This window comes from Ferrovibrio sp., from assembly GCF_035304305.1.
GTDB lineage: Bacteria > Pseudomonadota > Alphaproteobacteria > Ferrovibrionales > Ferrovibrionaceae > Ferrovibrio.
In genome coordinates this window covers 17,251-31,239 of the sequence record NZ_DATGQG010000007.1, presented here as the reverse complement: position 1 = coordinate 31,239, position 13,989 = coordinate 17,251, and the positions used below count along the sequence as shown (strand labels likewise).

General features: G+C 66.5%; 10 protein-coding genes and 1 tRNA gene. 6 read left to right on the top strand and 5 right to left on the bottom strand.

All coding sequences use genetic code 11. From position 1 onward, the window contains the following. Positions 1–169: 169 nt before the first annotated feature. The 3 genes from VKZ87_RS00780 to phbB all read left to right on the top strand — a co-directional run bounded on the left by VKZ87_RS00780 (position 170) and on the right by phbB (position 3,637). A complete protein-coding gene (locus tag VKZ87_RS00780) occupies positions 170–1,489 on the top strand; it encodes an alpha/beta fold hydrolase (protein WP_324219325.1) in 1,320 nt (439 codons plus the stop codon). 146 nt (positions 1,490–1,635) lie between these two features. Then, a complete protein-coding gene (locus tag VKZ87_RS00775; RefSeq protein WP_324219324.1) occupies positions 1,636–2,811 on the top strand; it encodes an acetyl-CoA C-acetyltransferase in 1,176 nt (391 codons plus the stop codon). A gap of 103 nt (positions 2,812–2,914) precedes the next feature. Beyond that, positions 2,915–3,637: an acetoacetyl-CoA reductase gene (gene phbB, locus VKZ87_RS00770; protein WP_324219323.1), complete on the top strand. Its 723-nt coding sequence runs from the start codon at positions 2,915–2,917 to the stop codon at positions 3,635–3,637. Positions 3,638–3,696: 59 nt separating this feature from the next. On the opposite strand, the gene VKZ87_RS00765 is transcribed toward phbB, so the two are convergent. Then, positions 3,697–4,479: a hypothetical protein gene (locus VKZ87_RS00765; protein WP_324219322.1), complete on the bottom strand. Its 783-nt coding sequence runs from the start codon at positions 4,477–4,479 to the stop codon at positions 3,697–3,699. Between the two features lie 149 nt (positions 4,480–4,628). On the opposite strand from VKZ87_RS00765, the gene VKZ87_RS00760 reads away from it, so the two are divergent. The 3 genes from VKZ87_RS00760 to VKZ87_RS00750 all read left to right on the top strand — a co-directional run bounded on the left by VKZ87_RS00760 (position 4,629) and on the right by VKZ87_RS00750 (position 9,296). Beyond that, a complete protein-coding gene (locus VKZ87_RS00760; protein WP_324219321.1) occupies positions 4,629–5,081 on the top strand; it encodes a hypothetical protein in 453 nt (150 codons plus the stop codon). A 90-nt stretch (positions 5,082–5,171) separates the two neighbouring features. Beyond that, a complete protein-coding gene (locus VKZ87_RS00755; protein WP_324219320.1) occupies positions 5,172–6,434 on the top strand; it encodes a cytochrome P450 in 1,263 nt (420 codons plus the stop codon). 54 nt (positions 6,435–6,488) lie between these two features. Beyond that, complete coding sequence (locus tag VKZ87_RS00750; RefSeq protein ID WP_324219319.1) at positions 6,489–9,296, top strand: PAS domain S-box protein; 2,808 nt, start codon at positions 6,489–6,491, stop codon at positions 9,294–9,296. Between the two features lie 27 nt (positions 9,297–9,323). Here VKZ87_RS00750 and VKZ87_RS00745 read toward each other — a convergent pair. The 4 genes from VKZ87_RS00745 to VKZ87_RS00730 all read right to left on the bottom strand — a co-directional run bounded on the left by VKZ87_RS00745 (position 9,324) and on the right by VKZ87_RS00730 (position 13,845). Beyond that, positions 9,324–9,398, bottom strand: a tRNA-Gln gene (locus tag VKZ87_RS00745). A 76-nt stretch (positions 9,399–9,474) separates the two neighbouring features. Next, positions 9,475–10,404 (bottom strand): 4-(cytidine 5'-diphospho)-2-C-methyl-D-erythritol kinase, encoded by a 930-nt coding sequence (locus VKZ87_RS00740; RefSeq protein WP_414655609.1) that lies wholly within the window; start codon positions 10,402–10,404, stop codon positions 9,475–9,477. Continuing rightward, positions 10,401–12,194, bottom strand: a complete 1,794-nt coding sequence (locus tag VKZ87_RS00735; RefSeq protein ID WP_324219317.1) for a tetratricopeptide repeat protein — start codon at positions 12,192–12,194, stop codon at positions 10,401–10,403. Before VKZ87_RS00735 ends, VKZ87_RS00740 begins: the two co-directional genes overlap by 4 nt. 4 nt (positions 12,195–12,198) lie before the next feature. Continuing rightward, complete coding sequence (locus VKZ87_RS00730; protein ID WP_324219346.1) at positions 12,199–13,845, bottom strand: electron transfer flavoprotein-ubiquinone oxidoreductase; 1,647 nt, start codon at positions 13,843–13,845, stop codon at positions 12,199–12,201. Positions 13,846–13,989: the final 144 nt, after the last annotated feature.

Genomic DNA, 13,989 nt, shown 5'->3' with positions numbered 1-13,989 from the left:
CCGGATGACGTCGATGCGCTGGCACGGCGTTTCCTCGACCTGTGGCAGGAACAGGCCGCTTTGCTGGCGACGGATCCCAGGCTGGCGGAACTGTCGGGCGCGTGGCTGACACTGTGGCAGCGCGGCGCCGGCATGGCGATGCAGGCTGCGGCAGGTGAAGGAGGCGGCAATGCCCGACAGGCCGATGCAGGCCGCAATTCAGCAGCAGGCCGTGCGGAGCGGCCCGCGGCCGCTGCCGCTGCATCTGGCGACGGCCAACCTGATCCTGCTGAGCTCGCTCGCCGTCTGGCCGAGTGTGAGGCGCGGATCGCCGCCCTGGAATCTGCCCTGGCTGAATCCGGCCGCGCAGGATCCGCTCGCAAGCCTCGCGCCGCATCTCGCCGCAGCCGATCCGGGTGAATTCACCGCCGCGCTGATGCGCGCCTCGATCACGCGGCTCACCGCGATGACGGGCGGCATGCTGCGTTACCGCCGCCATGAAGGCCGGCGCGCGCTGCCGGAGCCGCCGGAGATCTGGCGCGAGGGCGGCAGCCGCCTGCTCGATTACGGGCCTGCGGATGCGCCGCCGCTGCTGATGGTGCCGTCGCTGGTCAACCGCGCCTATGTACTCGATCTGGCGGAGGGCCAGAGTCTCGCCCGCTATCTCGCCGGACAGAATCTGCGTCCCCTGCTGCTCGACTGGGGCGAACCGGGCGATGCCGAACTGCGCTTCGATCTCGACGCCTATATCGCGCGGCTCAACCGCGCGCTGAACCATGTGCGGCAGAGCTCGGGCTGCGCGCCCCTGCTGCTCGGCTACTGCATGGGCGGCAATCTTGCGCTGGCGGCGGCCCTGCGCAGCCCCGAAGATGTCGCCGCGCTGGCGCTGCTCGCCACACCCTGGGATTTCCATGCCGGCGGCGCGCACCAGGCGGCGCTGGTGCAGGCGCTGGCACCCAATCTGGTGCCACCGCCGGTGAAGGATGATGAACCGCCGCCGGCGCTGGACGTGGATGTGTTGCAGGGATTTTTCTGGGCGCTGGATCCGCTCAGCGCGCTGAAGAAGTTCAGCATGTTCGTCGGGATGCCCGAAGGCGGCGAAGGCGAACGGCGTTTCGTGGCGATGGAAGACTGGATCAATGACGGCGTGAAGCTTGCCGGGCCGACCGCGCGGCAATGCCTGCTCGGCTGGTATGGCGAGAATACGCCGCCGCAGGGACGCTGGATGGTCGATGGCCGTGCGGTCCGGCCGCAGGACTGGACCAAGCCGGCGCTGGTCGTGCTGCCTGAGCGCGACAAGCTGGTGCCGAAGGAAGGCGCAGCCGTCCTGCTGGCGCAGCTGCCCGCCGCGGAACGGCTGGATGCGCCCAGCGGCCATGTCGGCATGGTGGTCGGGCCGCGTGCCGAGGCCGGCCTGTGGCAGCCGCTGGCCGACTGGCTGCAACAGCGCAGCCAGCCAGTCCCGAAAGGGCGCGGCCGCCGCCGCCATGGGACGAAAGTACGGGCCTGAAATGGTTGTTTTGCGCTGCGGCAGGACTTGCCGCAGTTGCGAAAAGGCCTATCGTGGAGGTGAGCGGCGCCGCATCCGACGGCACCGTCGAACTCGCCAAGTCTCGCCTGATGAGCTCGCCATAGCGGAGCAGAGTGGAGGTTACCATGACGGAGATCGTTATCGCAGGAGCCGCGCGCACGCCGGTCGGCTCGTTCAACGGTTCGCTCAGCAGCGTGCCGGCCCATTATCTCGGGCAGGTCGCGATCCAGGGCGCGCTGCAGCGCGCCGGCGTGAATCCCGGTGACGTCAGCGAAGTGATCATGGGCCAGATCCTCACGGCCGCGCAGGGCCAGAATCCGGCCCGTCAGGCCGCGATCAATGCCGGCCTGCCGGTGGAAGTGCCGGCCTGGGGCGTCAACCAGCTCTGCGGCTCGGGCCTGCGCGCGGTCGCGCTTGGCTGGCAGGCGATCATGAACGGCGACAGCAGCATCGTGGTCGCCGGCGGCCAGGAAAGCATGAGCCAGGCGCCGCATGCGGCCTATCTGCGCGCCGGCCACAAGATGGGCGATCTCGGCTTCATCGACACGATGATCCGCGACGGCCTGTGGGATGCCTTCAACGGCTACCACATGGGCAACACGGCTGAGAATGTCGCCAGGCAGTTCCAGATCACCCGCGAGATGCAGGACGAATTCGCGGCGAAGAGCCAGAACAAGGCGGAAGCCGCGCAGAAGGCCGGCAGGTTCAAGGACGAGATCGTTCCGGTCACCATCAAGGGTCGCAAGGGCGATACCGTGGTTGACCAGGACGAATACATCCGCCACGGCGCGACCGTCGAGGCGATGAAGGGCCTGCGCCCGGCCTTCGCCAAGGACGGCACCGTGACGGCCGGCAATGCCTCGGGCATCAACGATGGCGCCGCCGCGGTGGTGCTGATGAGCGCCGAGGAAGCCAGCAAGCGCGGCGTGAAGCCGCTGGCCCGCATCGTGTCCTGGGCCCAGGCGGGCGTCGATCCGGCGATCATGGGCACCGGCCCGATCCCGGCCTCGCGCGCGGCGCTGAAGAAGGCCGGCTGGTCGACAGCGGACCTCGACCTCGTCGAGGCGAATGAGGCGTTCGCCGCCCAAGCCTGCGCCGTGAACAAGGACATGGGCTGGGACACCGAGAAGGTGAACGTCAATGGCGGTGCCATCGCCATCGGCCATCCGATTGGCGCCTCGGGCGCTCGCGTGCTGGTGACGCTGCTCTACGAAATGCAGCGTCGCGATGCCAAGAAAGGACTTGCCACGCTGTGTATTGGCGGCGGCATGGGCATCGCCATGTGCGTCGCCCGCGACTGATCACAGGACAGAAAGGCCGGGAGGGGGTATCCCGGCCTTTTCTTCGTCAACCGTACCGGCATCTGACGACCAATCATAAGAAACGGATCAAGAGGAGGATTCCATGTCGCGCGTAGCAATCGTCACTGGCGGCACCCGAGGCATCGGTGCCGCCATCTGCAAGCTGCTGCACCAGAACGGCTACAAGGTGGCTGCGAACTACGCTGGCAATGAGGAGCGGGCCAAGGCTTTCGAGGCCGAAACCGGCATCAAGGCCTACCGGTGGGATGTCGCCTCCTACGAGGAATGCGTCGAGGGCGTGAAGCAGGTCGAACGCGATCTGGGACCGGTCGACGTGGTGGTCAACAACGCCGGCATCACCCGCGACAGCACCATGCATCGCATGACACACGAGCAGTGGCAGGCGGTGATCGATACCAATCTCGGCGGTTGCTTCAATATGTGCCGCGCCACGATCGACGGCATGCGCGAGCGCGGCTTCGGGCGGATCGTGAATATCGGCTCGATCAACGGTCAGGCCGGGCAGTACGGCCAGGTCAATTACGCGGCGGCGAAATCCGGCATCCACGGCTTCACCAAGGCGCTGGCGCAGGAAGGCGCGGCCCGCGGCATCACGGTGAACGCGATCGCGCCCGGCTATATCGATACTGACATGGTGGCCGCCGTACCGGCCAACGTGCTGGAGAAAATCGTCGCCAAGATCCCCGTCGGCCGCCTGGGCCGGGCCGAGGAGATCGCCCGCGGCGTGCTTTTCCTGGTGGCGGACGAGGCCGGCTTCATCACCGGCTCCACGCTCAGCATCAACGGTGGCCAGCACATGTACTGACGCGAGGGCTCTCGGGAGAACCCTCAGCAACGCCACGCCCGGACCGGCGTGGCGTTCTGCTATCTGCCCGATATTCCGATGCAGACCGGCGGCTTCTGCTCCGCCAGCCTGAGCAGGAGATCGATGAAGACAAGCAGGCCGATCATCTCGAGCAACTCTTCCGCATGGGCCATCAGTGCATAGCGGAAGGAATTCTTGAAATTCAGATCCGTCGTGTCGAACATCGTCGCGGTCCACATCTCCACGCCGATCGCCCCGCCGAGGAACAGGCCTGCGGCCGCAATCGCCTGCAGTTTCGCGCGATGGGGCAGATGCAGAATGAAGGGCAGGAAATACACCGCCGCGACGGCGGCGCCGATCAGGCCGACAATCACCCAGGTGGGCGCCCAGGCACCGCTGGGCTGGATGATGCGCTGAAGCGGATTGATCAGCCGTTCATGCAGGCTGGCCATCTCGTCCAGCGAGAGATAGACGAAGCCCAGCGCAAGCAGGCCCCAATGCCGGGCGAAGCGTTCACTCATCCGCCGGGCGGAACGGAAAAGCATTCCGAGCAGGAAGGCCGCGAGGAGGAAATTCACCGACTGATACCAGGTCGGCAGGTTGTTCTCGAGGTCGACATAGAAGAAATCAATGAACCCGAGGGCAAAGGGCCGGTTGAACTGGTAGCGCACGACCTGGCCGGCAAGGCTGAGCATTACCAGGCTCAGGATGCAGATCGTCTGGATGGCAATGATTTTCCGGCGCGGCAGTTCGATCATGCCCGGGATCACCCGGGCTGTCTCCCGTATCGGAACCGGCGTCCCCCTCTGCGCAATGTCGTTCTCCCAGTTGAATAGAGCCATGTGCACAGTCCGATGGGTGAGGCAGTCTGGTGGGTTGGGACAAGGCTGAAACAAGCCATTGCGCAAGGGGTTTCACCTGCGGGCCGGCGAACACAAATTGGCCATGATTGCCGGCAAATCTGTCGCACATCCAGTCCGGGAGGGCTGCCATGATGCAACGATCGATGCGGTTCTGGGTGTGCGGTCTGGCGGGCGCCGTGATGGCACTCTTTGCGATGCCGGCTCCCGCGGAGGCCGACAGTTTCATCTTCGGCATTTCCGGCGGCCACCGGCACAAGCATCACGGCCACAGGCATTACGATCACCGGCCTCACCTCCATCATCGTCACCGGTCGCATGTCTGGTCGGACTTCCATCATTACCGCTATGTCCACCGTCCGCCGACGGTAGTCGTGCGACCGCCCGTCGTGTATGCGCCGCCGCCGGTGGTCTATGCCGCGCCGCCCGTCGTTTCGGCCGTGCCGTCCTCGCCGGTCTATCAGGCGCGGGACGGCCGCTATTGCCGTGAATACCAGGGCACTGTGACGATCAACGGTGTTTCGCAGCCGAGTTACGGCACGGCCTGCCTGATGCCCGACGGCACGTGGCGTGTGGTGAACTGAGCGATTTCCCGCGGCGATCCGCTGCGGCGAGGGAACAGCAGCGGATGCTGGCAGGTTGCAGCGGGGATCACTCGGCTTGGCAGGTCATGCATGGCGGTGCCGCGGGATAACAGCCTCGACAGTTCGCTGGCGCTTCTGCTCGACGGCTATCGCTTTGCCCAGAAGAGGCGGCAGCATCACCGGTCGGACATCTTCACCCTGCGCCTGATGCTTCAGCCCGCCGTCTGCATCGGCGGCGAGGAGGCCGTGCGCGTCTTCTACGATTCCGGTCTGTTCGAGCGGCGCAATGCCCTGCCTCCGCGGATCCGGAAGACGCTGACCGGAGAGGCTGGCGTGCAGACCCTCGACGACGCCGCGCACCGGCACCGCAAGGCGATGTTCATGTCGCTGATGGGGCAGGCGAGTATCGAACGTCTGACCGATCTGATGGCGCAGCACTGGCGGGCGGCGCTGCGCCGCTGGGCCAGGCAGCGCTCCGTGACGCTCTTCACCGAGGTGCAGCATATTCTCTGCCGAGCCGCCTGCGCCTGGACAGGCATTCCGCTGCAGGAAGAGGACGTGCGCCGGCGCGCTGCCGATATGGGCGCCATGGTGGATGGTTTCGGCGCCGTGGGACTGCGTCACTGGCGGGGGCGCCGCGCCCGGCAGCGTTCCGAGGACTGGATCGCCGGCATCGTCGACGCCGTACGGCAGCAAAAGCCGCACGAGGCCGATGCGGCAGGGGCCTTGTATCGGATTGCCTGGCACCGGGAACCGGACGGGCAGCTTCTGGATCGCCGCGTGGCGGCCGTGGAACTGCTCAACCTGATCCGGCCGATCGTCGCGATCGCCAGCTATGTTGTCTTTGCCGCCCTCGCCCTGCACCGGTTTCCCGAAGCGGCACGGCGTCTGGAATCCGAGAGCGACGAGTATCTGGAGTATTTCGCCCACGAGGTGCGCCGCTTCTATCCCTTCACGCCGCTGGTCGGCGCCCGGGTGCGCAGCGAATTCGACTGGCGGGGCCATCGCTTCATCCCCGGAACGCTGGTGATTCTCGACGTCTACGGCACCAACCGCGACGCAAAGCTGTGGGATGACCCGGAGGCATTCCGTCCCGACCGTTTCCGTCACTGGAGTGGCAGTGCCTTCGACTTCATTCCGCAGGGTGGCGGCGACCACCACACTGGTCATCGCTGCGCCGGCGAGCGCATCACCATCGAGGCGATGAAGCTGGCGCTGACCTTCCTCACCCGCTTCATGGCGTATGACGTGCCGCCGCAGGATCTCGGCTACAGCCTGCGCCGGATCCCGACCGGACCGCGCAGTGGCTTTGTCATCAGCCGCATCCGGCTGCCGGCCGGGCGCGGAGCCTGACGGCGCCTCGCGGGTTAATCCTGCTGCCATGCGACCCGCAGAAGGAATTTTGCCTTGACGTCGGAACCGGCCGGGACATCGCCATCACAGACTGCGGCTGGCAGCCTTGCCGGTGGTGGCGAGATGGGGCGCCGGCTGCGCGAGCACGACTGGCACGGCTCGGCGGTCGGACCGCCGGAAAGCTGGCCGCGCGTGCTCCGCACCGTCACCGAGCTGATGATCAGTTCGCGGCATCCCATGTTCCTCGCCTGGGGGCCGGAGCTGACCTTCCTGTACAATGACAGCTACCGGCCGATCCTGGGTGCCAGGCATCCGCAGGCTCTAGGGCGGCCCTTCCGGAATGTGTGGCCTGAGATCTGGGATGATCTTCTGCCGCTGGTCGAGCGCGCCCTGGGAGGCGAGGCGACGTGGTCGGAAAATCTCCATCTCGTGATGGAGCGCAACGGCTTTCCCGAAGATACCTGGTATTCCTTTTCCTACTCGCCGGTACGCGACGAGGACGGCTGCATTGCGGGCATTTTCTGCGCCGGCATCGAGACCACGGGCAGGGTTCTGGCCGAGGCCGCGCTGCGCTCGGCGAGCGAGCGCAGCATCGAGATCCTCGAAAGCATCAGCGATGCTTTCTATACGGTCGATCGCGACTGGCGCTTCACCTACATCAACCGGAAGGCCGAGCAGCTCTGGGGGCGGCGGCGCGAGGAGCTGCTCGGCAGGGTCTACTGGACGGAATTTCCCGATGCGGTGGGCAGCGCGGCGTATGATGCGCATCTGCAGGTCGCCCGGACGCGTCAGGCCGCGCATTTCGAGACCATATCGCCGACCCGGCAGCGCTGGATCGAAGTGAATATCTATCCCTCGTCGGACGGCGGAATGTCGGTCTATTTCCGCGATATCACCGAACGGAAGAACAGCGAAGCGGCCCTGCGCGAAAGCGAGGCGCGCTTCCGCAGCATGGCCGACACGGTGCCGGTGATGATCTGGGCCACCGACGCCACCGGCTACTGCACCTACCTGAACCGGAACTGGTACGAGTTCACCGGGCAGACGGTGGCGGAAGCCGAGGGGTTCGGCTGGCTGGATGCCACCCACCCCGAGGATCGCCAGAGAACGGACGAGATTGCCCAGGCGGGGTTGAGGGAACGGCGCCCGTTCCGCATCGAATACCGCCTGCGCCGCGCCGACGGCAGCTATGCCTATGCCATCGATGCCGCCAATCCGCGCTTCGACGAGAACGGCGCCTATCTCGGTCATGTCGGTGCCGTGCTCGACATCACCGACCGGCGGAACAGCGAGCAGGCCCTGCAGCGCCTGAACGAAACCTTGGAGGCCCAGGTGGCCGAGCGTACCCGGGATCTCCGGCTGAACGAGGCGCGCATCCGCTCCATCATCGAAACGACCTTTCAGTATCAGGGCCTGCTCTCGCCCGAAGGCATCCTGCTCGACACCAACCGGGCGTCGCTGGAAAGCATCTCGGTGCAGCGGGAGGACGTTCTGGGCCAGCCCTTCTGGACCACGCCCTGGTTCACCGCAACGCCGGGCGTGCCCGAGATGATCCGGTCAGCCTGCACTCTGGCGGCCGCGGGCGACAGCGTGCATCACGAGCTTCACCTCAATCTTCCGCTCGGGCAGCGCTCGTTCGATTTCTCGCTGCGGCCGGTCCGGAACGAGCGCGGCAATGTCGTGGCCATCGTGGCCGAGGCCTCCGACACCACCGAGCGGCGGAAAACCGAGGAGAGTCTGCGGCAGAGCCAGAAGATGGAGGCGATGGGCCAGCTCACCGGCGGCATCGCCCATGATTTCAACAATCTTCTCACCGCGGTGCTGGGCAATCTCGAAATCATTCAGCGCCGGGTGACCGACGAGCGCATCAGGCGCCTGGCGCAGAATGCCATCCGCGCAACCGAGCGCGGCGCCAGGCTGACCGGCCAGATGCTGGCCTTCTCGCGCAGCCAGAAGCTGGCCCTTCGCCCGGTCGACGTGAACGCGCAGCTCAGGGGCATGGACGATCTGCTGGACCGTTCGGCCGGCCCGACGATTTCCCTGCGCGTCAGGCTGGACGAGAAGCTGCCGCCGGTCATGGGCGATGCCAACCAGCTGGAGGCCGCGATGCTCAATCTCGTGATCAACGCGCGCGACGCGATGCCCGAAGGCGGTGATCTCGACATCTCGACCCGGCGGGTCCGGATTTCCGGCGACGGGGAGCTTGCGGCCGGGGAGTATGTCGAGATTGCCATTGCCGATACCGGCATCGGCATGTCGCCCGGCGTCCGCAGCCGGGCCTTCGATCCGTTCTTCACGACCAAGGAGATCGGCAAGGGCACCGGGCTCGGCCTCAGCCAGGTCTTCGGTTTCGTGCGGCAGGCCGGCGGTACGGCGCGGATCGAAAGCAGTCTTGGGCGTGGTACCCGGGTGTGTCTGCTGCTGCCCGTGGCGAAGGGCGAGGCGGCGCAGACGGTCGAGCGCTCTCCCACGCCCGCAACCGATGGCGGAAGGGGGAGAATCCTCGTCATCGATGACGACCAGGATGTACGCACCTTCCTGCTCGAGTCCCTGGACGCGCTGGGCTACGAAACGCTGGGAGCGAGCGACGGCGAGAGCGGCCTGGCCATGCTTGCCGAGGCGGCGCCCGATCTCGTTCTCCTCGATTACGCCATGCCGGGGCTGAACGGCGCGGAAGTCGCCCAGGCGGTCCGGTCGCGGCGACCGGATCTTCCGGTCATCTTCGTCACCGGCTATGCCGATCAGGCGGCGATGAAGGCGGCGGCGGCGGATGCGCCGATCCTGCAGAAGCCCTTCCGCGTGGCCGATCTCGCCGCGACGCTGCGCGGCTGCCTTGACGGCAACCGCTCGTCATCATCCTGAAAAATCCGGCGGATCTGAAGGCGGAAATGGCTGGGGCGGAAGGATTCGAACCTTCGCATGGCGGTACCAAAAACCGCTGCCTTACCGCTTGGCTACGCCCCAGCAGCAGCAGCCCGCGAGGGGCCTGCGACGGGGCCGGACAATAATCGCAGCCGTTTACAAATGCCAGTCCCAGCGGCTACCCGGCGGCCGTGGCGGCAACCCACCATTTCGGATAGGCGCGGCTCAGGTTGCGGGCGGCGAAATCGGCTTCTCTCTTGCTGGCAAACAGCCCGAAGCAGGTGGCGCCGGAACCGGAAAGGCGGCTGAGCAGGCATCCGGCCTGCGCCCGCAGGGCCGCCAGCACCGGATCGATTTCCGGCACCAGATAGCGTGCCGGCGCTTCCAGATCGTTGCGTCGCGCGCGCAGCAGGATGGCAAGATCGGCCGCGCTGTCGGGCCTGCGCTCCAGCGGCATCGCCGGTCCGAATTGCCCGGCCAGTGCGGAGAAAACCTCGCGGCTGGCCAGGGCCACGCCGGGATTGGCGAGCACCAGCCAGAAGGGCGGCAGGTCCGGCGCCGGCGCGATGGTTTCGCCGATACCGCTCATCACGGCGGCGCGGCCGGCGAGGCAGACCGGCAGGTCGGCACCGAGCTGGAGTGAGAGCTGCGTCAGCGCATCGTCATCGATGGCGATATTCCACAGGGCGCGCAGCGCATGGAGGGCGGCGGCCGCGTCGCTCGAGCCGCCACCGATCCCCGAGGCGACCGGCAGAGACTTGGCCAGCGTGATTTCCGCGCCGGTTTGCGTGGCGGCCGCCAGCGGCTGCAGCAGGTGCGCGGCCCGCATTACCAGATTGTCGGTGCCGTCCTGCTGCGAGGCCGCCTGCAGCGCCGCGGCCTGCGGGCCCTGCAGGGCCAGAGACAGGCTGTCCGCGGCGACAACCGAGATGCTGTCGCAGGCCGCCTCGTCGCGCGCGAAAACCACCAGGCTTTCGAGTTCGTGATAGCCGGCATGGCTGCTGCCCGCGGCGCGCCGGCCGGTGACATGCAGGAACAGATTGATCTTGGCCGGCGCCAGCCGGGTCAGCGGCGCCGCACTCATGGCAGCCGGACCGTCATGCGTCAGTTCTTCGCCAGCGGATCGAGGCCGTTGTCCAGCTTGCGCTGGACCTGGATGGCGAGTTCCTGCTCGGGCTTGAGGCCCAGCGCGCGCCGCCACTGGAAGCGGGCTTCCTCGCGCCGGCCGACCTTCCAGTAGGCATCGCCGAGATGGTCGGTGATCACCGGATCGCCGCCCTTCAGCTCGACAGCGCGCTCCAGCTGCACCACGGCCTCGTCGTAGCGGCCCTGGCGGTACAGCGCCCAGCCGAGGCTGTCGACGATGGCGCCGTCATTGGGGCGCAGCGCCACGGCGCGTTCGATCATTTTCGTGCCGCGCTCCAGGTTGCGGTTCATGTCGACCCAGGAATAGCCGAGATAGTTCAGCACCAGCGGCTGATCTGGCTGCAGCTCCAGCGCCTTCAGCATGTCGGCTTCGGCCTTGTCCCAGTTCTTCGAGCGCTCGTGGGAAACGCCGCGGCCGAAGAAGATCGGCCAGTGCCGTGCCTCATGCTTCGGAATCCGCTCCAGCGCGGCGGTATACTCCTTCACCGCGTCGGACCAGCGTTCCGCCGAACGGTGCAGGTCGGCCAGGGTCAGCAGCGGCCGCGGCGATTTCGGGTCCGCCTTCGCCATGTTGCGCAGGATCCGGATCGCCTCGTCGGTGCGGCCGAGTTCGTTGATCGACCAGGCGCTGCGCAACTGCGCGCTTTCCGCATAGGCAGACGCCGCCGATACCTTCGAATACATCGTCAGCGCTTCTTCCCAGCGCTCGCGGCTCTCGTAGATATCGCCGAGCAGCATGCGTGCCTCGTCGAGATCGGGGCGAAGGAACAGCGCAAGCTGCAGATGCACTTCGGCCAGTTCGCCGCCATCCGACCGACCCATGGCGGAGGCCGAGGCGAACATCGCTTCCGCCAAGCCATCGACGGCATTGCCGAGCAGCGGCTCGGCGGGCTGGCTGCTGTTCGCCTCGAGACGGCGCGCGGCATGCATCAGTACGGGATTGTCGGGATTCTGCTCCAGCTGCTCGGCGATCAGCTGCCTGGCGTCATCGCGGCGGTTCTGGCGTTCGAGGAACCGCGCATAGGCTTCCACCAGCCGGGTGCCGGCGCGGTCGCGACCCTCGATGGCGTCGCGATAGGCCGCATCGGCATCCTCCGGCCGGTTCAGCAGGTCGAGCAGCAGCGGCTTGAGATGGGCATGCACGCCGGCGAGCAGCGGATGGCGTTCCAGCTTCTGCAGCTGGGCAAGCGCCGCATCGCCCTCGTTCTTGCCGGCATGGGCGAAGGCCGCCAGCAGCGGGTTGAAGGCTGCATGGATGCCGCCGCTCGGGCCATCGGCAACCAGCTTCAGCACGCCGTCGTAGTCGCGCGCCAGCATCTGTGCCGCAGCCTGCGTCATGCGCGGCAGGTAATCCGCCGGATTGTGGCTGCGCAGCGCCGGCGTCAGCGCGACCGCCTCGGCGACCCGGCCATCGGCCAGCAGGGCGAGGAAAGCGCCCTGTGCCAGCATCGCGTTGTCGGCATCCTCCTTCAGCGCGCGCATGTAGTAATTCGCCGCGGCCGTATTGTCGTTCAGCTCGCGCGCATGCCGCGCGGCGAGGAAGCTGCCATAAGGCGAACTCAGCCGGTAGCTGCCCGACCCGGAGCCGAAGCCCGCCATCATGCGGCGTTCGCCGGCGGAGCCGCCGGAATCGCCCGCCCCGCAGGAGGCCAGCGGCAATGCCGCGGCGGCGCCGAGCAGAACCGCCAGCGCGAGCCGGCGACGCAGGTTGCGGAAGGGGTGACGGGTGAGGGCGGCTCTGTCGATGGGCATGGGCTCACATGTTGGGGTAATTCGGACCGCCGCCCCCCTCCGGGACGGTCCAGTTGATGTTCTGCGCCGGATCCTTGATGTCGCAGGTTTTGCAGTGAACGCAGTTCTGCGCGTTGATCTGGAAGCGCGGATTGCTGCCGTCCTCGTCGCGCAGAACCTCGTAGACGCCGGCCGGGCAGTAGCGTTGCGCCGGCTCGTCGTACTTCGGCAGGTTTTCCGCGATCGGGATCGACGGGTCCTTGAGGCGAAGATGGATCGGCTGATCCTCTTCATGGTTGGTGTTCGACAGGAATACCGACGACAGCTTGTCGAAAGTGATCTTCCCGTCCGGCTTCGGATAGGCGATCGGCTGGCAGTCCTTGGCCAGCTTGAGGCTTTCGTGGTCGGCCTTGTCGTGGCGGGACGTCCAGCCAACGAGGAAGCCGAGGCCGAGATCGTTCAGCCACATATGCAGGCCGCCGAGTACCGTGCCCAGCCACATGCCGTATTTCAGCGCCGGCTTGACGTTGCGGACCTTGTAAAGGTCCTTGTGCGCCCAGGAGGCGCGGAAATTCTGCGGATAGGCAACGAGCTCGTCGCCGCCGGCGGCGCCGTTCTTCAGGGCTTCGAAAGCCGCCTCGGCGGCCAGCATGCCTGTCTTCATCGCATTGTGGCTGCCCTTGATGCGCGGCAGGTTCACGAAGCCGGCCGAGCAGCCGATCAGCGCGCCGCCGGGGAAGGTCAGCTTCGGAATCGACTGCAGGCCGCCCTCGTTGATGGCACGGGCGCCGTAGGAAATGCGCTTGCCGCCCTCGAAGAAGGGCCGGATGTCGGGATGCGTCTTGAAGCGCTGGAATTCGTCGAAGGGCGAGAGATACGGATTCTGGTAGTTCAGGTGGATGACGAAGCCGACCGCCACCTGGTTGTCTTCCAGGTGATACATGAAGCTGCCGCCGCCGGTCCTGCTGTCCAGCGGCCAGCCCTGGGTGTGGATCACCAGGCCCGGCTTGTGCCTGGCCGGATCGATCTGCCAGAGTTCCTTGATGCCGATGCCGAATTTCTGCGGATCGACACCGTCGCGCAGGTTGAATTTCTGCTGCAGCTCTTTCGCCAGCGAGCCGCGCACGCCCTCGGCAATCAGCGTGTACTTGGCGCGCAGTTCGACGCCCGGCGTGTAGCTCGCCTTCTTCTCACCATTGCGGCCGATGCCCATGTCGCCGGTCGCGACACCGACCACTTCGCCCCTGTCGCCGTAGAGCACTTCGGCCGCGGCGAAGCCCGGGAAGATCTCGACGCCGAGCTCTTCCGCCTGGCTGGCCAGCCAGCGGCAGACATTGCCGAGCGAGACGATGTAGTTGCCGTGATTGTTCATCAGCGGCGGCATCAGCAGGTTCGGCACCGGAATGTGATTGGCTTCGGTCAGGATCCAGAAACGGTCCTCGGTGACCGGCGTATTGAGCGGCGCGCCGCGTTCCTTCCAGTCCGGAATGAGTTCGTTCAGCGCCACGGGGTCGATCACCGCGCCCGACAGGATATGGGCACCGACTTCGGAGCCCTTTTCGATCACGCAGACGGACACGTCATGGTTCTGCTCGGCAGCCAGCTGCTTCAGACGGATTGCGGCCGCCAGACCGGACGGGCCGGCCCCGACGATCACCACGTCGTATTCCATCGTTTCGCGCTCAGACACGGGGCACCTCTGCTGGTCTTTTTTTATTTGCTGGTCTCGTCAGCGCTCTGCTTGACGCTGCCCGCCTGCTTACCAGACTATGGTCGCCAAGCCAACGGCAACGCCCTGCCGTAAAGTCATATGCTG

Excerpts from the sequence above, each read along its gene's own strand:
- VKZ87_RS00755 (WP_324219320.1), top strand. The coding sequence starts at position 5,172 with ATGGCGGTGCCGCGGGATAACAGCCTCGACAGTTCGCTGGCGCTTCTG.
- VKZ87_RS00775 (WP_324219324.1), top strand. The coding sequence starts at position 1,636 with ATGACGGAGATCGTTATCGCAGGAGCCGCGCGCACGCCGGTCGGCTCG.
- VKZ87_RS00735 (WP_324219317.1), bottom strand. The coding sequence starts at position 12,194 with ATGCCCATCGACAGAGCCGCCCTCACCCGTCACCCCTTCCGCAACCTG.
- VKZ87_RS00760 (WP_324219321.1), top strand. The coding sequence starts at position 4,629 with ATGATGCAACGATCGATGCGGTTCTGGGTGTGCGGTCTGGCGGGCGCC.
- VKZ87_RS00730 (WP_324219346.1), bottom strand. The coding sequence starts at position 13,845 with ATGGAATACGACGTGGTGATCGTCGGGGCCGGCCCGTCCGGTCTGGCG.
- phbB (WP_324219323.1), top strand. The coding sequence starts at position 2,915 with ATGTCGCGCGTAGCAATCGTCACTGGCGGCACCCGAGGCATCGGTGCC.
- VKZ87_RS00780 (WP_324219325.1), top strand. The coding sequence starts at position 170 with ATGCCCGACAGGCCGATGCAGGCCGCAATTCAGCAGCAGGCCGTGCGG.
- VKZ87_RS00765 (WP_324219322.1), bottom strand. The coding sequence starts at position 4,479 with ATGGCTCTATTCAACTGGGAGAACGACATTGCGCAGAGGGGGACGCCG.